The organism is Sphingobium yanoikuyae (assembly GCF_013001025.1).
GTDB lineage: Bacteria > Pseudomonadota > Alphaproteobacteria > Sphingomonadales > Sphingomonadaceae > Sphingobium > Sphingobium yanoikuyae_A.
This window is the reverse complement of sequence record NZ_CP053021.1, coordinates 4,600,378-4,620,639: the sequence shown is the minus strand read 5'-3', so window position 1 is coordinate 4,620,639 and position 20,262 is coordinate 4,600,378. Positions and strand designations below refer to the sequence as shown.

General features: G+C 66.4%; 16 protein-coding genes and 1 riboswitch. Of the genes, 12 read left to right on the top strand and 4 right to left on the bottom strand.

The genetic code is table 11. The annotated features are described in order from the left end of the window. Positions 1-2: 2 nt before the first annotated feature. The 3 genes from HH800_RS22275 to HH800_RS22265 are packed head-to-tail and all read left to right on the top strand — an operon-like array spanning position 3 to position 4,354. A complete protein-coding gene (locus HH800_RS22275; protein ID WP_169862458.1) occupies positions 3-1,211 on the top strand; it encodes an acyl-CoA dehydrogenase family protein in 1,209 nt (402 codons plus the stop codon). After that, positions 1,208-2,188 carry an acyl-CoA dehydrogenase family protein gene (locus HH800_RS22270; RefSeq protein WP_169862456.1) on the top strand — a complete coding sequence of 327 codons (981 nt, stop codon included), beginning with the start codon at positions 1,208-1,210 and terminating at the stop codon, positions 2,186-2,188. The genes HH800_RS22275 and HH800_RS22270 overlap by 4 nt, the downstream gene beginning before the upstream one ends. A 24-nt stretch (positions 2,189-2,212) precedes the next feature. Continuing rightward, positions 2,213-4,354: a PKD domain-containing protein gene (locus HH800_RS22265; protein ID WP_169862455.1), complete on the top strand. Its 2,142-nt coding sequence runs from the start codon at positions 2,213-2,215 to the stop codon at positions 4,352-4,354. A gap of 40 nt (positions 4,355-4,394) precedes the next feature. Here HH800_RS22265 and HH800_RS22260 read toward each other — a convergent pair whose 3' ends face one another. Continuing rightward, the gene (locus tag HH800_RS22260; RefSeq protein ID WP_169862453.1) at positions 4,395-4,937 is read right to left on the bottom strand and encodes a hypothetical protein; all 543 of its coding nucleotides are present in this window, start codon (positions 4,935-4,937) and stop codon (positions 4,395-4,397) included. Between the two features lie 146 nt (positions 4,938-5,083). On the opposite strand from HH800_RS22260, the gene HH800_RS22255 reads away from it, so the two are divergent. Further along, positions 5,084-5,527 carry a hypothetical protein gene (locus tag HH800_RS22255; RefSeq protein WP_169862451.1) on the top strand — a complete coding sequence of 148 codons (444 nt, stop codon included), beginning with the start codon at positions 5,084-5,086 and terminating at the stop codon, positions 5,525-5,527. Positions 5,528-5,825: 298 nt separating this feature from the next. Then, a complete protein-coding gene (locus HH800_RS22250) occupies positions 5,826-6,485 on the top strand; it encodes a DUF6891 domain-containing protein (RefSeq protein WP_169862449.1) in 660 nt (219 codons plus the stop codon). Positions 6,486-6,512: 27 nt separating this feature from the next. Here HH800_RS22250 and HH800_RS22245 read toward each other — a convergent pair whose 3' ends face one another. Beyond that, positions 6,513-6,914 carry a hypothetical protein gene (locus HH800_RS22245; RefSeq protein ID WP_169862447.1) on the bottom strand — a complete coding sequence of 134 codons (402 nt, stop codon included), beginning with the start codon at positions 6,912-6,914 and terminating at the stop codon, positions 6,513-6,515. Positions 6,915-7,182: 268 nt separating this feature from the next. Then, entirely contained in the window at positions 7,183-7,479 is a 297-nt protein-coding gene (locus HH800_RS22240; RefSeq protein WP_169862445.1) for a LysR family transcriptional regulator, read from the bottom strand. Between the two features lie 150 nt (positions 7,480-7,629). On the opposite strand from HH800_RS22240, the gene HH800_RS22235 reads away from it, so the two are divergent. Continuing rightward, a complete protein-coding gene (locus tag HH800_RS22235; RefSeq protein ID WP_169862444.1) occupies positions 7,630-8,289 on the top strand; it encodes a DUF2726 domain-containing protein in 660 nt (219 codons plus the stop codon). 35 nt (positions 8,290-8,324) lie between these two features. Here HH800_RS22235 and thiC read toward each other — a convergent pair whose 3' ends face one another. Beyond that, positions 8,325-10,220, bottom strand: coding sequence for a phosphomethylpyrimidine synthase ThiC (gene thiC, locus HH800_RS22230; protein WP_169862442.1), 1,896 nt, complete (start codon positions 10,218-10,220; stop codon positions 8,325-8,327). Between the two features lie 55 nt (positions 10,221-10,275). Continuing rightward, a riboswitch (TPP riboswitch) is annotated at positions 10,276-10,383 on the bottom strand. 109 nt (positions 10,384-10,492) lie between these two features. Here thiC and HH800_RS22225 point away from each other — a divergent pair. The 6 genes from HH800_RS22225 to HH800_RS22200 all read left to right on the top strand — a co-directional run bounded on the left by HH800_RS22225 (position 10,493) and on the right by HH800_RS22200 (position 20,251). Next, positions 10,493-10,777: a hypothetical protein gene (locus HH800_RS22225; protein ID WP_235681941.1), complete on the top strand. Its 285-nt coding sequence runs from the start codon at positions 10,493-10,495 to the stop codon at positions 10,775-10,777. Positions 10,778-10,797: 20 nt separating this feature from the next. Further along, a complete protein-coding gene (locus HH800_RS22220; protein ID WP_169862440.1) occupies positions 10,798-12,894 on the top strand; it encodes a prolyl oligopeptidase family serine peptidase in 2,097 nt (698 codons plus the stop codon). Positions 12,895-13,344: 450 nt separating this feature from the next. Next, entirely contained in the window at positions 13,345-16,677 is a 3,333-nt protein-coding gene (locus HH800_RS22215; protein WP_169863397.1) for a DUF2126 domain-containing protein, read from the top strand. 3 nt (positions 16,678-16,680) lie between these two features. Continuing rightward, a complete protein-coding gene (locus HH800_RS22210) occupies positions 16,681-19,164 on the top strand; it encodes a circularly permuted type 2 ATP-grasp protein (RefSeq protein ID WP_169862438.1) in 2,484 nt (827 codons plus the stop codon). Then, positions 19,161-20,066, top strand: a complete 906-nt coding sequence (locus HH800_RS22205; RefSeq protein ID WP_169862436.1) for a transglutaminase family protein — start codon at positions 19,161-19,163, stop codon at positions 20,064-20,066. The genes HH800_RS22210 and HH800_RS22205 overlap by 4 nt, the downstream gene beginning before the upstream one ends. Then, a complete protein-coding gene (locus tag HH800_RS22200) occupies positions 20,063-20,251 on the top strand; it encodes a hypothetical protein (RefSeq protein ID WP_169862434.1) in 189 nt (62 codons plus the stop codon). Before HH800_RS22205 ends, HH800_RS22200 begins: the two co-directional genes overlap by 4 nt. Positions 20,252-20,262: the final 11 nt, after the last annotated feature.

The window sequence follows — 20,262 nt, the reverse complement described above, 5'->3', positions numbered from 1 at the left end:
GGATGGAGGGGCAGGCTTTGACCGATGCGCTCGACGGGCTGCGGCAGGAAGTGCGCCAGTGGCTGGCCGACAATGCGCCGCACGGCTGGCGCGAGCGCAGCAGCAGCGAGGCGGCCTTCCTGCAAATCCAGCGCGACTGGTTCGCCAAGCTGGTCGAGGGCGGCTATGCGGTGCCGCACTGGCCGGCCCAATGGCCCGGCGGCGGCCGCTCGCTTGCCGAACAGAAGATCCTCTACGAGGAACTGGCCCGCGCCGACACGCCGCGGCTGCTGCTGTCCTTCATGTCGACCTATCATGCCGCCTGCACCCTGTTCGAATGGGCGAGCGAGGAGCAGCAGGCGCTGCTGATCCCGCGCATCCTGGCCGGCGAAATCTGGTGCCAGGGCTTTTCCGAGCCCAATGCCGGGTCCGACCTTGCCAATGTCCGCACCCGCGCCGAGCGGGTCGGCGACCATTATGTCGTCAACGGGCAGAAGCTCTGGTCGACCATGGGCCAGTTTGCCGACAAATGCCTGTTGCTGGTGCGCACCAGCAATGACGGGCCGAAACAGGCGGGGCTCACCTATCTGCTGCTCGACCTCAAGGCGCCGGGCGTCATCGCGCGGCCGATCCACCAGATTCATGGTGACGAGGAATTTGCCGAGCTGTTCCTCGACAATGTCGAGATTCCCGTCAGCGACCGGTTGGGCGAAGAGGGGCAGGGCTGGGCCGTGGCGCAATCCACCCTTTCCTCCGAACGCGGCCTGACCCTGCTGGAACTCAGCGCCCGGTTGCGTGGCGCCTTGTGGCGGCTAGGCGAGCTGATCCGGGCGCAGGGCCGGCAGGACGATCAGGGCATAGTGCGGGACTTCGGCCGGCTGAGCGCCAAGGTGGATGCGACCTGCGCCGTCGCCGACCAGTTCCTCGCCAACCGCATCGCCGGGATCGAGCGGGTCGGCGACGCGTCGATCGTCAAGCTGTCCTACTCCCGCACGCTGCGGGATTTCACATCGCTCGGGATTCGGCTGGGTGGCATCGACGCGCAATATCACAGCCCGATCACCTTTGGCGGCGGCATGGAGACCGGCAACTGGATGGCGGATTTCATGAACAGCTATGCCTGGACCATCGCCGGCGGCAGCGACGAGGTGCAACGCAACATCATCGCGGAAAGACTGGTCGGCATGCCGCGCGAACCGAAAAGCTGGACCTTGAAGGAGGGCGCGGCATGACCATGACCCGCGCGGAAGTGCAGGATGCGGCCGACAAGGCGTTCGGCCAGAGCGAACTGGCCCCGGATGCGGCGCAGAGCTGGGCGCTGATCGCCGAGATGGGCTGGCTGATGATGGGCGTGCCGGAGGAACTGGGCGGCCTGGGCCTCGGCCGCGAGGCGACGGGCGTCATCCATCAGGGCGTGGGCAAGGCGCTGGTGCCCGGCCCCGTGCTGGCGCAGATGCTGACGATCGAGGCGCTGGCGGCGGCCGATGACCTGCCCGAACGCGACGCGCTGATCGCCGATGCCATGGCCGGTGAGGTGATGACCGCGTCGCTGGCGGGCGGGCTGGACGGCGCCGACCGGCTGACCTGCGTGCCCGATGCCGATACCGCCAGCCATGTTTTGCACGTCACCGACGATCGGGTGGCACTGGTGCCGGCCGAGCAGGTTTCCGTCACCTATCGGGAAGGCTGGGACAAGAGCCATCGCCTGTTCGATGTCGTCCTTGAAGGCCCCGGCCTCACGCTGGCGCGGGGCGATGCCGCCCGCGCGCTGGCGGATCGGATCGAGGCGCTGCGCCTCTTCTGCCTGGCGGGCGACAGCCTGGGCGGCGCGGAGGCGGCGCTGGCGATGACCGTCGCCTATCTCGAAACGAGGCAGCAGTTCGACCGGCCGCTGGCGCTGTTCCAGGCGCTCAAGCATCGCGTCGCCGACATGCGCACCCAATTGACCGCCGCCGACGCCCTGTTCTGGAGCCGGGCGCAGCAGGCCGACGCCGATATCATCGCCCTGGGCGCGCTCAAGGCGCTGGCCTGCGCCGTCTATCGGCTGGTCGCGGAAGAGGCGATCCAGCTCCATGGCGGCATTGGCCTCACCATGGAGCATCCCTGTCACCTGTTCCTGAAGCGCGCGATGCTGAATGGCGCGCTCGGCGGCGATGCGGATCATTGGGACGAACGGACCGGCAGGGCGGCGCTAGAGGCAGCAGCCTGAACCGGCAAAAAGGGAGAGGAAGCGATGCGTCGATCGATTGCAATGGGCATGACAGCCCTGTCAGCGGTGTTGATGGCCGGCATGGGCAGCATGGCCGGGGCGCAGCAGGGCAGCGCACCTGCCGGGCAGACAAGCGCCGCCGAAGACCCGCTTTTCACCCAGCCCTATATCGACATCGACGAATGGCGCGATGCGCCGGTGCGGCACCGCTATGTCCATGGCGGGTTCAAGGGGACGGAGACCCGTTTCTCCTTCTATTTCCCCGACAAGGCGCACTATCAGGACCGCTTCTTCCAGCATATCACGCCGGTCCCGGATGACGAAAATCTGGCGCAGAAGCTGACGCAAGGCGAGGAAAATTATATCGGCTTCTCGATCGCGTCGGGCGGCTATTATGTCGAGACCAATGGCGGCGGCCGCGACCAGGTGGGCATGCCGGGCAAGCCCAACGACTTCACCATCGCCGCCTATCGCGCCAATGCGGCATCGGCCCGCTATTCGCGCGTCGTCGCGCAACAGATGTACGGCGGCAAGCGCCCCTATGGCTATGCCTTTGGCGGCAGCGGCGGGGGCTTCCGCACGGTCGGCTCGATCGAGAATACGACCGGCGTGTGGGACGGTGTCGTCCCCTATGTGCTGGGATCGCCGATGGCGCCGCCCAACATGTTCTCCGTGCGGATGCGGGCGATGCGGGTGCTAAACGACAAGTTCCCGCAGATATTGGACGCGGTCGAGCCGGGCGGATCGGGCGATCCCTATGCCGGGCTGACGCCGCAGCAGGCGTCGGTGCTGCGCGAAGTGACGGCGATGGGTTTCCCGACGCCGAGCTGGTTTGGCTGGAAGACGATGGGCATCCACGGCTTTGCCGCCCTTTATGGCGGGATGGTGATGGCGGATGCCGGCTATTTCACCGATTTCTGGACCAAGCCGGGCTATCTTGGCCATGATGATCCCAGGAGTTTCGACGGCTATCGGTTGCAGCATGACGCGACCGTCGCCGCGCCAATCAGCGCGGCGCAGGCGGCGGACCTGAAGCTCGACACCCGCATCACCGATGGCGCGGCCAATGTCGACAATGCCTTTGCCGCGCTGCAGGGTCGGGCGGCGCAGCGCATCGTCGCCTTCCGCCTGTCGAGCCCGCCGCCCAAGACCTATTTCGTCGGCGGCGACCTGATCGTCGGGTCGGGCTCGGCGCAGGGCAAGCGGTTGACGATCAACCGGATCGCCGGCGATGTCGTGATCCTGGGCGTGGTGGACGATGCCGTGGTCGACCTGCTGAAGGCTGGCGACAAGGTGCGGGTCGACAACAGCAATTTCCTGGCCGCCGAAACCTATCATTGGCATCAGGTGCCGCCGGCCGATGCCGGCTATCCGGTCTGGGACCAGTTTCGCGGGGCCGACGGCAAGCCGCTCTATCCGCAGCGCCCTTTCCTGCTCGGCCCGCTCTTCACCGCCGCGACCACCGGCAAGCCGATGGGCCAGCCGCCGATGACCGGGCAGTTCCAGGGCAAGATGATCCTGGTCGAAAATCTGTGGGATCGCGAAGCCATGCCGTGGCAGGGCGACTGGTATCGCCAGCGGGTGATCGCTGCGCAGGGCGCGGGTGCCGACCAGAATTTCCGCATCTGGTTCACCGACCATGCGCTGCATGGTGACAGCAGCAAGCAGGAAGACCCGACCCGCACGGTCAGCTATCTGGGCGTGCTGGAGCAGGCGCTGCGCGACCTGTCCGCCTGGGTCGAAAAGGGCGTGGCGCCGCCCGCCAACACCGCCTATCGCATCGATAATGGGCAAGTAATCGTGCCGGCCGATGCGGCGGCGCGCGGCGGCATCCAGCCGATCGCCAGCGTCACCGCCAATGGCGCGGCCAAGGCGGTGGTGAAGCCCGGCGCGGCCGTGACCTTCCGCGCGACCGTCAGCGTACCGCCGGGCACCGGCCGGATCGTGTCGGCGGAATGGGATTTCGACGGCAGCGGCGCCTTTGCCGAGAAGGCGAAGCTGCCCGGCGGTTCGGGCAGCAGCCTGACCCTGACCACACGCCACAGCTTCGCCGCGCCCGGCACATATTTCCCCGCGCTGCGCATCGCGTCGGAACGCAGGGGCGACGCCGCCACCCCCTATGCCCGCATCCAGAATCTGGGGCGGGTGCGGGTCGTCGTCCAATAGCGGCAGAGGCGGCGCCGCATCATGTGGCGCCCCTGTCCCGTCAGTTCGACACGTCAGGGCATTGGCCAGGACGCTTTTCTTCCTGGCCGGCCTTGAACCAGCGGGTCGACTGGGCATCGACGGCCTCGTCATAATAGCAGACCTCGGCCGTGCCGCTGGCCGGATCGACCAGGGTCAGCCATTGGTGCGGGCCGCAATTATGGGTTTCGCACGACCAGGCCGCGATCTTGCCATCCACGGTCGCGATCGGCGAAGCGGGGCCGCCATCCTCCAGCACCCATTTGCGCACCGCCTTGTCCGCGACCGCCGCCTTCACCGCCGCGACCACGGCGGGATCGTCGTTCCAGCTATGCGCGCCGACCTTGTCGAAGGGATATTTGCCGACATACTGGCTGAAGGCGTCTGCGCTGGGCGCGGCGGCATTGGTCACGTTGGCGGCGTTGGCCATGGCATTTTCAACCGCGTTGACCGCATTGTCGGCGGCATTTTCCGCCGGGCTGCTCTTTTCGCCGCTGCAGGCGGCCAGCGCGGCGGACAGGATAACGGGCAGGGTCAGGACGGTCCAGAGGCGGTGGCGGGTCATCGGCGGTCCTTTGCGCGGTAGGGATGACCCCATGGTGGGGCGGGACGCGGCAGCGAGCAAGCGCGATTGCGCCACGGGCGCGGAAATTGGCGGCTGATCCGTCTGTAGGGGCAGATGATCTTCGATTGCGAAAGGCCCCTTGCCCGATGCGTTTCCCCCCTGCCCTGATCCTGCTCGCCAGCCTGGCCGCCGCGCCCGCCACCGCCCAGACCGCGGCACCCGCCGACGGCCCGTTGAAGGTGGAAAATTACTACCGCGTCAAATGGGGCGGGATGGGCCAGTTCCTGACCACCTATCACAAGCAGCATGAAGCGTTGCTGCGCGAGATGATGCGGCAGGGCTATATCAGCGAAGTCACGGTCGAGATGCCCTTCACCCATATGGGCGGCAGCACGCGGTGGGACGTGCGCACCACCATCGTCTACAAGCATGGCGCCGACGGCGTGGGCGCGGGCGAAGCATATAAGGCGGCGATGGCGGCGGCCAAGGCACGGATGTTCCCCGACAAGGCGGCGTTCGATGCCGAGGAAGCCAAACGCACGGCGGTGACCGAGGATCATTGGGACGTGGTGCTGGAACCCGCGCCATAATTTTAGAAAATGCGGGAACGCATTTTCTGTGCCGCACCAGCCTTCAAACGAGGCACGTGACTCGTTTGAACCCCCACCCGACCACCCATAAAATACTGACGTTGGGCGGTCGACTGGAGGATCGGGCTGGCAGTTTCGATTTTCTGCAAAAACACTGACACGCCTTATGCAGATGGGGCATCGCTGCGGCGGACCGTGAAGCTGTCGCGGTTCATGGGTCAATTGCCCCCTTTTCCTTTGCCCGAAGCCACGCCATGTTGGAGCCGAGTAAAGTGCATCGCGGGAGGCAGGCAAACGCATGTTCGGCGCATTGTGGAAACGAATCTTCGGCAAGACCAACGCCCCCGAGCAAGAACCAGCCCTTCCCCCCTATGATCCGCTCGCGGCGCTGCGCGACCAGGTGTGGCGCGACGTCGCCGGGGGATTTCATGACGATGACGCGATCCTGACCGCCGCCCACGACACGTTCGTCGAGGAACTGCCCGGCCCGACCCTGCGCCGCGAGGCATCGGCCGCGCTGCGTCAGGCGCTGGCCGAGCATAATGCCGCCGAAATGGCCTGGCCCGACATGACCGATTGCGACCGGCTGGACGCGGCCTTTGCCGCGCTGGAGGCCGAGGGCGTGATCGCGCGGCAGAATTTCACCTGCTGCGGCAGTTGCGGCGCGATCGAGATCTGGGACGAGATCGAGGAAGCGATCGGCGAAGGGCGCCCGGCCGAGGGCTATGCCTTTTTCCACATGCAGGACACCGAGGCGGCGGTGGAGGGCGAGGCGCTCTACCTCAATTACGGTGCCTGCGCGGCCGGCGAGGCGGCGGCGCTCGACATCGGCCGGCGGATCGCCGCCCAGCTCGACGCCCATGACCTGGCGGTCGACTGGGACGGCAGCTGGAGCATGCGCATCCAGGTTGTGCTCGACTGGAAGAAGCGCCGCACCCTGCGCATGCTGGAGGCCTGAACCCCGGCGACCCGGGACGGAGGGCCGTCACCATATCTCGATGCTCGGGTGGAAGCCGCCCTCCTGCCCGCTATGGGTGGCATGCATGTTGATGCGCGTCGGCACGAAGCTGGTGCCGCGATATTCGGGTTCGATGGTCAGCCGGTCTACCAGCCCTTCGCGAGTGAAACGCTGCAACGTACCGGTGATCTGGTCGAGCGCCGCGCCAGCCTCCGGCGGGACATAGCTGATATTCGCCTTTCGCCTGGGCCCGCCCAGACGGAGCGGGAAGAGATAGATGCGCACCAGGGCACCGGTCGCCACCAATGCCTCCGCCTGTTCGCGCGAGGTGACATGGGAAAAATCCGGCTTGGCGGATGCCGGGCCCGGCACGCCGACGATGATCGCGGCGAGCAGCAGCGGCAATAACGAAGCGCGACGATGAACCATGGACTTCCTCCTCTGAGGACGAATCATGTTCGTTATTTGTTCTCATATTTTCGGCGATCCTGCAAGCCCGCACGGACGAAGGGCGCAGGGTCACACCCGAAGTTCACACCGTTATCGACCTTTCCGGGGCATTTGCGCCCGTTTTGCACCGGCCGCGCGTCACCCACGCGCCTGCTCTGCATCAGAACGCGCCACCGGGGCGACGCATAATGCGTCCATGATGCCCCGGTGACGCGACAGCTTTGCACCTGTTTTGCACCGATATGCCTCAGCGCCGCGTCGCGGTCTGCGGGCGAAGCTGGGTGGCGATCGGGTCGGCCATCGCCTGGGCATGGAGCGTCAGCGCGTTGCTCCAGTCCCGGTCGAAGGCAGTGCCGGCGAGGCGGCGGCGCAGGCGATGCGCGCTGGATGGCGACATGCCGACCATGCGCGCGGCCTGCGCCACGCTGCCGCTCTGATAGAGGGCGGTCAGGAAGGTTCGCTGCCGGGCCGGAGTCCAGCGGGCGGGGGTGAAGAGCGCCGGCGCGGGCTGCGCGGGCGGGCGAGCGGGGAGGTTCTGTGTCATTCCCCAGGGTAGATCAGAGGATCGCCGTGTAGGACAGGGGATATTGGCGCCAGGGTGTCAGGGCATGACCATTCAACCGAAGGTTTTCGTGAACCATCGCCGCCTCCGACACTTACGCGATCGTAACTATCTGCCGGCTAGTTTCTCACCATGCCACCGGAACTGACCGCGTTGATCGACAAGCCGCTGTTGCTGGCCTTGGTGTTGGGTGTAGGGGCGGGGATCGGGATCGCCGTTGAACGTACGGTCGAAGGATGGAAACGGACAGAGCGCCGTGCCCGCTGGCGTGCGCGTAACGGCCGACAAGATTGGAGAGCGGGGCGCGGCAAGATCATCCCGCTGGCACCAACCCCAAAGTCCATCGATCCGATAGCGACTGCCGCCGAACAGTTGCGTATCGTCATGACCGCCGATTTTGCGGCGCGTCCGCTGCTCAATCAGGGCGAGCGACGGCTGCTCTCGGTATTGGACAAGGCGTTGGAGGACGACAGTCCAGGGTGGCGTGCCATGGGTCAGGTTTCTCTGGGCGAGATATTGGGCAGTTCCAACGAGGCGGCCTTTCTGGCGGTCAATTCCAAACGCGTCGACCTGTTGATCGTCGATGCCGACTGCCGTCCTTTGCATGCGATAGAGATGCAGGGGAAAGACCATCATTTGAGCGATAACACCGCCGCCCGCGACGCAGTGAAACGGGAAGCGCTGCGTCGCGCCGGAATCGGCTATCTCGAAGTGGTCAGTGGCGACACGCCGGCCGAAGTCCGGGCGATGATCCGCAAATTGGTGGAACGGGCCCGCGCTGGCCAAGCCTAGCCGGGCGAAGCCTTGTGCTTCGCCCGGCGACCGGATCAATCATGCTCCCTGCCACCGGCGCCCATATAAAGTTCGCTGCCGGTTTCCTTGAAGAGCTTGCTCATCTCTTCCATGCCTTTCAACGCGGCAGCCTTGCTGGCTTCGGCGACTTCGGCGCCCGTCAGGCCCGCCGCCAGGAAGCCGTCGGCGGGCTGGTTCTTTTTGGCGGCAAAATCCCTGACTTCCTGCGTGATCTTCATCGAGCAGAATTTGGGGCCGCACATGGAGCAGAAATGCGCCGACTTGGCGCCTTCGGCCGGCAGGGTCTGGTCATGATATTGTTCGGCCGTGTCGGGATCGAGGCTCAGGTTGAACTGGTCGCGCCAGCGGAACTCGAAACGCGCGCGGCTGAGCGCGTCGTCGCGGACCTTGGCGGCCGGGTGGCCCTTGGCAAGATCGGCAGCGTGGGCGGCGAGCTTGTAGGTGACGACGCCGACCTTCACATCGTCGCGGTCGGGCAGGCCCAGATGCTCCTTGGGCGTGACGTAGCAGAGCATCGCCGTGCCATACCAGCCGATCTGCGCCGCGCCGATCCCTGAAGTGATATGGTCGTAACCCGGCGCGATGTCGGTGGTGAGCGGCCCGAGCGTATAGAAGGGCGCTTCGCCACAGACCTGGAGCTGCTTTTCCATATTCTCCTTGATCTTGTGCATGGGCACATGACCCGGCCCTTCGATCATCACCTGCACATCCTGTTTCCAGGCGCGGTGGGTCAGTTCGCCCAGCGTGTAGAGTTCGGAGAATTGCGCTTCGTCATTTGCGTCGGCGATCGAACCGGGGCGCAGGCCGTCACCCAGCGAATAGGCGATGTCATAGGCCTTCATGATCTCCGTGATCTCGTCGAAATGCTCGTAGAGGAAGCTCTCCTTGTGGTGCGCGAGGCACCATTTCGCCATGATCGAGCCGCCGCGCGAGACGATGCCGGTGACGCGCCTGGCCGCCATCGGGATATAGGCGAGGCGGACGCCCGCATGGATGGTGAAATAGTCGACGCCCTGTTCGGCCTGTTCGATGAGGGTATCGCGGAAAATGTCCCAGGTCAGGTCCTCGGCGATGCCGCCGACCTTTTCGAGCGCCTGATAGATGGGGACGGTGCCGATCGGCACGGGCGAGTTGCGGATGATCCATTCGCGCGTGTCATGGATGTTGCGGCCGGTGGAGAGGTCCATCACCGTGTCGGCGCCCCAGCGGATCGACCAGACCAGCTTGTCGACTTCGGAGGCGACGTCGGAGGCGACGGCCGAATTGCCGATATTGGCGTTGATCTTCACCAGGAAATTGCGGCCGATCGCCATCGGCTCGGATTCCGGGTGATTGATGTTGGACGGGATGATCGCGCGGCCGCGGGCGACTTCATCGCGGACGAATTCCGGCGTCACATAGTCGGGGATCGAGGCGCCCCAGCTTTCGCCGTCGCGGACATATTCGGCGAGGCGGGCACGGCCCAGATTTTCGCGTTCCGCCACATATTCCATTTCCGGGGTGATGATGCCGCGACGGGCATAGTGCATCTGGGAGACGTTCATGCCGGGCTTGGCGCGCAGCGGGCGCTTGACGACATTGGGGAAAGGCTGGACGCCGCCCGAGCGATCGGGGCCTTTGAGGCCATTATCCTCCGGTCGGATCTCGCGCGCGTCATATTCCTCGACATCGCCGCGCTCGCGGATCCAGTCGCGGCGCAGCTGCTGGAGGCCGGCCATGATGTCGATATGCGCGTCGGGATCGGTATAGGGGCCGGACGTGTCATAGACGCGGACTGGCGGCTCGCCGCTGCCCGGTTCCAGATGAATCTCGCGCATGGCGACCTTGCGCGGGCCGACATGAATCTTCTTCGAGCCGCGAATGGGCCCGGTGGTGACGCGCATTTCGGTGCGGGCGGGGACGTCTGCCATAACTTCTCTCTCCTTGAGGCGGAAAGAGAGTGCGGGCGGTGTCACGGGACGAGTGGCACGACGCGCTTCCCTCCCTACGCCAGTGTCAACTGGATCAGGTTCAGCGGGTCGCGGCCACAAAGCCGCCTCTCAACCGTCTGCGGACGGTCCCCCGGGGATATGGGCAATGGATAGCGCAAGCGCGGCGGCAGGGGAAGCCCTTCGCGAGCCGATCGCCTTGCGCCGGGGCGATGGAGACCATAATTGGAAGGATATCCAGCAAGAGGCCGATCGTGCGGAACAGCGCCCCACCCCATCCCGATTCCGAGAAGGCTCGACGCAAGGCGTTGCGGCACGAGATGCGGATGGTGGCGGTGCGGCCGCGGCGCTGGGGGCTGTGGCTGCTGACGCTGGGCGCGCTGCTGCTGATCCTGCCGTCGGCCTTTGGCATCCACAGCCTGATGGGCTGGTCGCCGATGCTGCTGGGGCTGATCGCCTGCGCTGCGGCGCTACCCTTGCTGGTGGCGGGGGCGGTGTTGCGACGGCGCTATCTGAAGGGCCAGCTCGCGCGGGATTGAGGACAACAAAGGGGGGCGCAATGAAGAGGTTTTTGACGATGGTTTCTGCTGCCTTGCTGACCGGCGCTGGCGCGCCCGCCCCTGCTCCGGCCAACGATCCGTTCGTCTGGCTGGAGGACTGGACCGGGCCGCGCGCGATGCAGTGGGTGGAGGCGGAGAACAAGGCGACCGTCGCCACGCTGCAAGGCGATCCGCGCTATGCCGGCTATTTTAAGGATGCGCTGGCGATCGCATCGGCCAAGGACCGGATCGCGATGCCGATGCTGATCCATGGCCGCATCTATAATTTCTGGCGCGATGCCGACCATCCGCAGGGCGTGTGGCGATACACGTCCGAGGCTGATTATGCGTCGGCGTCGCCGAGCTGGACGACCGTGCTGGACCTGGATGCGCTGTCCAGGGCCGAGGGCAAGAAATGGGTGTGGAAGGGCGCGACCATCCTCGACCCCGAGGAGCGGATTGCGCTGCTGGCGCTGTCGGATGGTGGCGAGGATGCGGTGCGGCTGCGCGAGTTCGACCTGGTCGACGGCAGGTTCGTGCCGGGCGGGTTCGACATTCCCAATGCCAAGCAGAATGCAGTGTGGCTGGACAAGGACAGCCTGCTGCTGTCGCGCGACTGGGGCGCGGAAAACCTGACCAAGTCGGGCTATCCCTTCGTCATCAAGACGCTGAAGCGCGGGCAGACACTGGATCAGGCGCAGGAAGTGTTCCGTGGCGCGGCGAGAGACCAGCTGATGTCGATGCCGATCCTGCTGAGCGACGGACAGGGCAACAGGGCGGCCTTCCTGTTTCGCGGCGTCACCTTCTTCGGCAACGAGACCTGGTTGCTGACGGCGCAGGGGACGAAGCGGCTGGCGCTGCCGGCCAAAAGCCAGTTGCAGGGCATGGTCGACGGGCAGGTGCTGATCCAGACCAGCGAGGAATGGGCCAGCGGCGGCGTGACCGTGCCGGCGGGCGCGCTGGCGAGCGTGGCGCTGAAAGCGTTGCAGGATGGCGGCGTGCTGACGCCCGAAATCCTGTTCGCGCCGACGCCGCGCCAGTCGATCGACGGGGTGGTGGCGACGCAGAATCGGGTCGTGCTGAGCCTCAACGACAATGTGCGCGGGCGGGTGCGTGTCTATGCACGCGGGGCAAAGGGATGGAGCGCGCAGCCGGTCGACCTGCCCGACAATGCGACGATCAGCACGGTCGCCGCATCCGACAAGAGCGACCAGGTCTATCTGAGCGTCGCGGGATTCCTGGCGCCGACGACATTATGGGCGATGGATGCGGCCGACCCGAAACCGGTGCAGGTGAAGGCGATGCCGGCGCGCTTCGACGCGGCGGGGCTGGTGGTCGAGCAGTTTGAAGCCCGATCGAGCGACGGGACCAAAATTCCCTATTTCATCGTCCACAAGAAGGGGATGACGCCCGACGGCAGCACGCCGACGATCATGACCGCCTATGGCGGCTTCGAGGTACCGATGACGCCCAGCTATGCCGCGATCACCGGCAAGCTGTGGCTGGAGCGGGGCAATAGTTTCGTGCTGGCCAATATCCGCGGCGGCGGCGAGTTCGGCCCGGCCTGGCATGAGGCGGGCCTCAAGACCAAACGCCAGATCATCTATGATGATTTCGCGGCGGTGGCGCAGGACATCTTTGCCCGCAAACTGTCCAGCCCCAGGAAATTCGGCATCTATGGCGGGTCCAATGGCGGGCTGCTGATGGGGGTCGAGTTCAACCAGCATCCTGACCTCTGGAACGGAGTGGTGATCCAGGTGCCGCTGCTCGACATGATCCGATACGAGCAGATCGCCGCCGGCGCGTCCTGGGTCGACGAATATGGCAGCGTGTCGGTGCCGGAGGAGAAGGCGTTCCTCGAAAAAATCTCGCCCTATGCCAATATCCGCAAGGGGGTGGCCTATCCCACGCCCTATATCTGGACCACGACCAAGGATGATCGGGTCGGGCCGCAGCATGCGCGCAAGTTCGCCGCGCGGCTGAAGGACTATGGCCTGTCCTATCTTTTCTACGAGGACACCGCCGGCGGTCATTCGGGCGACGCCGATATCGAACAGGGCGCGCGGTTGCAGGCGATGCAGATGGTCTATTTCAGCCAAAGGCTGGAGGGGAAATAGAGGCTAGGCCGCGTCGACAAATTCAGTGCGGGCCGAATGGCCGGGATTGGTGGGAACAAGACATAGCCCCTCCCTTCCAGGGAGGGGTTGGGGTGGGTGGCGAGCATAGCGAGCTTCTGCCCTATCGACCGTAGACCGCCGCTACGCGGCGCACCCACCCCCGGCCCCTCCCTGGAAGGGAGGGGAGTAGGAAACGTCCGCTCTTGGTCGCTTCCTGCCAATCACGACCTGCGTCATCCTGACGGAAGTCAGGATCCATTCGACGTTACACCCGCGCGAAAGCGCCGAATGGATCCCGGATCAAGCATGCCCTGAGCCTGTCGAAGGGGCCGGGGCGACGTCGATATATGAGGGGATGGCCGGGGCTGACGCGAACGGAAATTGCGAGAATCTTTGGCCAAGCGACAGTTTCGCATTGCATTGCAGCAAAGCGTGGTTTCTGATCGCATCATGCTCAAGGCCGCGCTGCACCACCTGACCGCCTATCGCTATAGCCGCCCGATCCGTCTGGGTCCGCAAGTGATAAGATTGCGGCCCGCGCCGCATAGTCGCACCAAGATCCCCAATTATGCGCTGAAGATCGAGCCGGCGAACCATTTCCTCAACTGGCAGCAGGACCCGCACGGCAACTGGCTGGCGCGGATCGTCTTTCCCGATCCGGTCGATCATTTCAGTATCGAGGTCGACCTGCTGGCCGATCTGGATATCATCAACCCGTTCGACTTCTTCGTCGAACCCTATGCGGAAAATTACCCCTTCAGCTATGACGAGCAGCTGGAGACCGATCTGGCCGCTTATTATGACGTCGAGATGCAGGGGCCGTTGTTCGAGGAACTGGTCGCGCAGCATGCCGCGTTCGAGGGACGGACGATCGACTTCCTGGTCGATGTGAACAGCAAGCTGCAGCAGCGCATCGGCTATGTCATCCGCATGGAAACGGGGGTGCAGACGCCCGAGGAGACGCTGGACATCGGCACCGGATCGTGCCGCGATTCCGCCTGGCTGCTGGTGCAGTTGCTGCGACGCCTCGGCTTTGCCGCGCGCTTCGTGTCGGGCTATTCGATCCAGCTGGTTGCCGACGTCGAGCCGATCGAGGGGCCCAAGGGCGTTACCCAGGATGTGGTCGACCTGCATGCCTGGGCCGAGGCCTATGTGCCCGGCGCCGGCTGGATCGCGCTCGATGCGACCAGCGGCATGTTTGCGGGCGAAGGGCATATCCCGCTCTGCGCCACGCCCCATTATCGGTCCGCCGCCCCGATCAGCGGCATGGCCGAGCCGGCCGAGGTCGATTTCAATTTTGCGATGAATGTCAGCCGCATTGCCGAGGCGGTGCGGATCACCAAGCCCTTTACCGAGGGACGCTGGGCGTCGCTGATGGCGCTGGGCGAGCAGGTGGACGCCGACCTGATCGCACAGGACGTGCGGCTGACCACCGGCGGCGAGCCGACCTTCGTCGCGGTCGACGATCCACAGGCGGGCGAATGGAATGGCGATGCGGTCGGGCCGACCAAGGCGGGCTATGCCGACCGGCTGATCCGGCGGCTGCGCGACCGCTTCGCGCCGGGCGCGCTGCTGCATCATGGCCAGGGCAAATGGTATCCGGGCGAAAGCCTGCCGCGCTGGGGCTATTCGATCTACTGGCGGGCGGACGGCGTGCCGATCTGGCGCGATGCCGGGCTGATCGCGGGCGAGCCCGAGGCGGGCGATACGACCATTACCGCCGAGGATGCCGGCCACTTCCTGACCGCCATGGCGGAAGGGCTGGGGGTCGAGACCGATTTCGTCCAGCCGGTGTTCGAGGATGCGCTGGCCTGGTCGGTAAAGGAGGCGGAACTGCCCGCCAATACCGAGCCGGGCGACCCCAAGTTCGACAATCCCGAGGAGCGCAGCCGGATGGTGCGCGCATTCGAGGGCGGCCTTAGCAAGACGGTCGGCTATGTGCTGCCGATCCAGCGCTGGCAGACGCAGGCGAGTGCGCCGCGCTGGCAGAGCGAGGTGTGGAAGGTGCGGCGCAAGGCGCTGTTCGCGGTGCCGGGGGATTCGGCGCTGGGATACCGCCTGCCGCTGGGCACCCTGCCCTATGTGCCGCCGTCCGATTTCCCCTATATCCACCCGCAGGATACGAGCGAGCCACGCGAGCCGCTGGCCGATTATCGCGCTGAGGCGGAAGCTCCGGCCGAGCGGTTCGAGCGGTCCGAGGTGGCGCAGGCCGAGCATCAGGACCGGCAGGAACAGGTGTTCATCGAAGGGGCGGTGCGCACCGCCGTCACGGTCGAGCCGCGCGGCAATTTCCTGTCGGTCTTCGTGCCCCCGGTAAAGACGCTGGACGATTATCTGGAGTTGATTGCGCAGGTCGAGAAGGTGGCCGAAGCGACGCGCATCCCGGTGCGGATCGAGGGCTATGCGCCGCCGTCCGACCCGCGCGTCAATGTGCTGAAGGTGACGCCCGACCCCGGCGTGGTCGAGGTGAATATCCAGCCGGCGACAAGCTGGGCGGAAACGGTGGCGATCACCCAGGGCGTCTATGAGGATGCCCGCGAGGTGAAGATGACCGCCGACAAGTTCATGGTCGATGGCCGGTCGGTCGGCACCGGCGGCGGCAATCATCTGGTGCTGGGCGGGGCGAGCGTCAACGACAGCCCGTTCATCCGCCGGCCGGACTTGCTCAAGAGCTTCGTCCTCTACTGGCAGCGGCACCCGTCGCTCTCCTATCTGTTTTCCGGCCTGTTCATCGGCCCGACCAGCCAGGCGCCGCGCATCGACGAGGCGCGGCACGACAGCCTGTATGAGCTGGAGATCGCGCTGGCGCAGGTGCCCAATCCGGTGCGCGACGGCGCGGACAAGCTGCCGCCGCCCTGGCTGGTCGACCGGCTGTTCCGTAACCTGCTGGTCGATGTGACCGGCAACACCCATCGCACCGAAATCTGCATCGACAAGCTGTTCTCGCCCGATGGCCCGACCGGGCGCCTTGGCCTTGTCGAGTTTCGCGGGTTCGAGATGCCGCCAGACCCGCAGATGAGCCTGGCCCAGCAATTGCTGCTGCGCGCGCTGACCGCCTGGTTCTGGCGCGAGCCGCAGCAGGGCAATCTGGTGCGCTGGGGCACGGCGCTGCACGATCGTTTCTTCCTGGGCCATTTCGTCTGGGCCGATTTCCTGGAAGTGCTGAACGACCTGCGCCAGGCGGGCTATGATTTCGATCCCAACTGGTTCGAGGCGCAGCGCCAGTTCCGCTTCCCGGTGCATGGCAGCGTGGAGGCCGGCGGGGTCGGGCTGGAAATCAGCCATGCGCTGGAGCCATGGAACGTGCTGGGCGAGACCGGCGCGATCGGCGGCACGGTGCGCTATGTCGACAGTTCGACCGAACGGTTGCAGGTGCGCGTGTCGGGCCTGGTCGCCGGGCGCCATATCGTCAGCTGCAACGGCCGGCGCGTGCCGATGACGCCGACCGGCGTGCCGGGCGAGGCGGTGGGCGGCGTGCGCTACAAGGCGTGGGCGCCGGCCAATTGCCTGCACCCCAACCTGCCCGCCAATGCGCCGCTGACCTTCGATATCTTCGACAGCTGGAGCGGGCGGTCGCTGGGCGGCTGCGTCTATCATGTCGCCCATCCGGGCGGGCGCAATTATGACGATGTGCCGATCAACAGCTATGAGGCGGAGGCGCGGCGCAAGGCGCGGTTCCAGGATCATGGCCATACGCCCGGCCCCGTCGACATGCCGCCTGCCGAACCCCCGAGCGAATTTCCGATGACGCTGGACCTTCGGTTCAGGCATCCCGAATATTAGACGATGACCGACTCGCCTGTCCTGCCGGGTCTCGAAGCGTCCGGCTGGGCCGGCGACTATCTGGCGCGCGCGTCGGGCGGCGACCTGTTCGCCGGGGCGCCGGCGGAGATGGCGCCCCGCTGGCGGGCGATGCTGGATCGATTGTCGGAACAGGGTCAGGGCGATCCCGCGACGCTGGCCGGCAATGTCGAGCGGCAGGCGCAGGATCTGGGCCTGGCGTTCCGCCTGACCGGTGACGAGCAGGAGCGGCCCTGGCCGCTGAGCCCGATCCCGATGCTGATCGGCGCTGGCGAATGGACCCGGATCGAACAGGGGCTGATGCAGCGGGCCGAGCTGCTGGAGCGGGTGATCAGCGACATCTATAGCGGCCAGAGCCTGGTGCGCGAGGGCAAGCTGCCCGCCGCTGTGGTGACCGGCAGTCCGCATTATTGGCGGGTGATGACCGGGGCGCCGCCGCCGCGTGGCCATTATCTCCATTTCTATGCCGCCGATCTGGGGCGTGGGCCGGATGGCGAATGGCGCGTGCTGGCCGACCGGGTGCGCACGCCCGTGGGTGTCGGCTATGCGCTGGAGAACAGGCTGGCGCTGTCGCGCGCGACCGGCGATCTGCTGGGCGCGATGAACACAAGGCGGCTGGCGCCCTTCTTCGCCGACCTGCGCCGGGGCCTGGCGGTCGATTGCCAGCGCGCCGATCCGCGCATCGGCCTGCTGACGCCGGGCCGGTTCAACCAGAGCTATGCCGAGCAGGCACATCTGGCCCGCTATCTGGGCCTGATGCTGGTCGAGGGCGATGACCTGATCGTCAGCGATGGGCGCCTGTTCGTGCGCACGATCGAGGGGCTGAAGCGGATCGACGGGCTGTGGCGCTGGATGGACAGCCGCTTCCTCGATCCGCTGGCGTTCGACGGGGAATCGCGGATCGGCGTGCCGGACCTCTATGATGCCTGCGCGCGCGGCGGGCTGATGGTCAGCAACTGGCCGGGCGCGGGCGTGATCGAGGCGCGCGCCTTTGCCGCCTTCCTGCCGCAACTGGCCAAGGCCCTGCTGGGCACCGAATTGCTGCTGCCCAATATCGCCACCTGGTGGTGCGGGCAGGAGCGCGAGCGCGGCCATGTGACCGGCCATCTGGACGAATTGCTGGTGGGATCGGCGTTCGACCGGGATGCGGCGGGGCTTGGCCCAACGCGATCGGTGCAGGGATCGACACTGGACGCGGACCAGCGCAGGGCATTGCTGGAAGCGATGGCGCGGCGGCCGATGGACTATGTCGGGCAGGAAGTGGTGAAGCTCTCCACCACCCCGGCGATCGTCGACGGGCGACTGATGCCCCTGCCCTTCACCCTGCGCGTGTTCGTGGCGCGGGATGGCCTCGGCCAATGGCGGATCATGCCGGGCGCCTTTGCCCGGCTGGCCGCGCATGGCGATATCCGTGCCGCCTTGATGGGCGAGGGCGACATGTCGGCCGACATGTGCGTGATCGACAGCCAGCCTGTGCCGCCCGATACGCTGCTGGGCGACGGCGGCGCGCCAGCGATCCGGCGGATCGGCGGGCTGCTGCCGACCAAGGCGGCGGACAATCTCTATTGGTTGGGCCGCTATATTGAGCGGACCGAGATGACGCTGCGGGTGATCCGCGCGGTCATCGGCGAATCGATCGAGGTCGATATGGGGCCGTCGTCGGATTCGCCGACCATGGCGCGGCTGGCGGGACAGCTGGCGCTGTGGGGGGCGACCGGAAACGCGGCGCAGTCGGTCGGTGCGCTGTGCGCGCAGGCGCTGGGCGATGCGCGCCAGTCCGGCAGCGTGCGCGCGTTGATGGGCGTGGTCGCCAATATCGGCGAGGGTTTGCGCGACCGGCTGGCGACCGATTTCTGGCGACTGGTGCGCCTGCCCCTGCCCGCCTTCGACGGGGCGGTGACCGAGACGCTGCTGGACGCGGCATCGCGCATGATCGAGCGGATTTCGGCGCTGTCGGGGCTGGCGGCGGAGAATATGGCGCGCACCGAGGGGTGGCGCTTCCACGACATGGGGCGGCGGATCGAGCGGGCGATCACCGGATGCCGGCTGACCTTGCTGCTGGGCAGCGACTGGGCGTCGGCCGACGACCTGACCGTCCTGCTCGACCTGCATGACAGCCAGATCAGCTATCGCAACCGCTATTTGACCGGCCCATCGCTGCCGCCGGTGCGCGATCTGGTGGCGCTGGAGCCGCAGAATCCCCGCTCGATCGCCTATCAGGCGCAGCGCATTGCCGAGCATGTCGCCGCATTGCCGACGCTGCGCGGCGACGGCATGCCGGAGGAACCGCAGCGGCTGGCCGGCGCGCTGGCGGCGACGCTGGCGCCGCTGACCGGCGACATGCTGACCATGGCGGCGCTGACCGATATCGAAAGTCGGCTGCTCGCCTTGTCCGACGCGATCGGCCAGCGCTATTTCCTGCAGGTCCGCAAGACCGAAAAGGTCGAGGGCGCAGAGCTGCTGTCATGATCTACCATGTCCGGCACAGAAGCATATTGCGCTATGGCGCGCCGGTGCGGGTCGCCCGTTTCAATGTGCGGTTGCGGCCGATGGCCTGGGCCGGGCAATGGACCGCCGACTATAGCCTGAGCGTCGATCCCGCGCCGCTGTCGATCGAGGCGCGGCCGGGCGCCTGGCCGGTGCATGTCGAACGGCTGGTGATCGACCAGCCATTACGGCAATTGACGATCGAGAGCCGGTTCCGCGCCGGGGTGGCGGGCGGCGCGCCGATCCTGCCGCAGGATGACGACCCCAGCATCGCCATGGTGGCGCGCGCGGCGCTGGCCGACCGCGACATCAGCGCCTCTGCCCCCGCCCAATTCCTCTATGCCTCGCCCCGCGCGCCGATGCTGGACGCGATCGGCAGCTGGTCGGGCGACATGCTGGCGCCCGACCGGCCGATCGTCGCGGCGGCATGGGAACTGGCGCAGCGGATCAAGGCGGACTTCGCCTATGATCCCAGCGCCACCGATGCCGGCACGCCGGTGGCCGACGCCTTTGCCGCGCGTCATGGCGTGTGCCAGGATTTCGCCCATGTGATGGTGGTGGCGCTGCGCCTCGCTGGCCTGCCCGCCGCCTATGTCAGCGGATACCTCCGCACCTATCCGCCGCCGGGCATGCCCCGGCTGGTCGGCGCCGATGCCATGCATGCCTGGGTGATGCTGTGGTGCGGGCCGACGCGCGGCTGGATCGGCTTCGACCCCACCAATGGCGTCATCACCGGCGAGGATCATCTGTTCATCGCCATGGGCCGCGACTATGCCGATGTCGCGCCGATGGACGGGCTGTTCGTCGGCGGATCAGGCCAGAGCATCAGCGTCGCCGTCGATGTCGTGCCCGAGGACGAGACAGAAAAAGAGGAAGTCGCATGATCGCCGCCATCATCCTGGTCCTGGCCGGCCTTTACTGCCTGGCGCGCGGCGTCATGGACCTGCGCGCGAAACGCTGGGTGTGGGGCGCGCTAGGAATCGTCGCGGGGATCGCGATCATGGCGGCGCCGATCCCGACGCAGGTACAGGTGGAATTGCCGGCGGCGCAGGGCGAAATGACACCCTAAACCGATGGTGC

What these genes read in the sequence shown, in the direction of transcription:
- HH800_RS22240 (WP_169862445.1), bottom strand. Translation starts at nt 7,479, where the DNA reads ATGACACAGAACCTCCCCGCTCGCCCGCCCGCGCAGCCCGCGCCGGCG.
- HH800_RS22250 (WP_169862449.1), top strand. Translation starts at nt 5,826, where the DNA reads ATGTTCGGCGCATTGTGGAAACGAATCTTCGGCAAGACCAACGCCCCC.
- HH800_RS22265 (WP_169862455.1), top strand. Translation starts at nt 2,213, where the DNA reads ATGCGTCGATCGATTGCAATGGGCATGACAGCCCTGTCAGCGGTGTTG.
- HH800_RS22270 (WP_169862456.1), top strand. Translation starts at nt 1,208, where the DNA reads ATGACCATGACCCGCGCGGAAGTGCAGGATGCGGCCGACAAGGCGTTC.
- HH800_RS22245 (WP_169862447.1), bottom strand. Translation starts at nt 6,914, where the DNA reads ATGGTTCATCGTCGCGCTTCGTTATTGCCGCTGCTGCTCGCCGCGATC.
- HH800_RS22275 (WP_169862458.1), top strand. Translation starts at nt 3, where the DNA reads ATGGAGGGGCAGGCTTTGACCGATGCGCTCGACGGGCTGCGGCAGGAA.
- HH800_RS22200 (WP_169862434.1), top strand. Translation starts at nt 20,063, where the DNA reads ATGATCGCCGCCATCATCCTGGTCCTGGCCGGCCTTTACTGCCTGGCG.
- HH800_RS22205 (WP_169862436.1), top strand. Translation starts at nt 19,161, where the DNA reads ATGATCTACCATGTCCGGCACAGAAGCATATTGCGCTATGGCGCGCCG.
- thiC (WP_169862442.1), bottom strand. Translation starts at nt 10,220, where the DNA reads ATGGCAGACGTCCCCGCCCGCACCGAAATGCGCGTCACCACCGGGCCC.
- HH800_RS22235 (WP_169862444.1), top strand. Translation starts at nt 7,630, where the DNA reads ATGCCACCGGAACTGACCGCGTTGATCGACAAGCCGCTGTTGCTGGCC.
- HH800_RS22220 (WP_169862440.1), top strand. Translation starts at nt 10,798, where the DNA reads ATGAAGAGGTTTTTGACGATGGTTTCTGCTGCCTTGCTGACCGGCGCT.
- HH800_RS22260 (WP_169862453.1), bottom strand. Translation starts at nt 4,937, where the DNA reads ATGACCCGCCACCGCCTCTGGACCGTCCTGACCCTGCCCGTTATCCTG.
- HH800_RS22255 (WP_169862451.1), top strand. Translation starts at nt 5,084, where the DNA reads ATGCGTTTCCCCCCTGCCCTGATCCTGCTCGCCAGCCTGGCCGCCGCG.
- HH800_RS22215 (WP_169863397.1), top strand. Translation starts at nt 13,345, where the DNA reads ATGCTCAAGGCCGCGCTGCACCACCTGACCGCCTATCGCTATAGCCGC.
- HH800_RS22210 (WP_169862438.1), top strand. Translation starts at nt 16,681, where the DNA reads ATGACCGACTCGCCTGTCCTGCCGGGTCTCGAAGCGTCCGGCTGGGCC.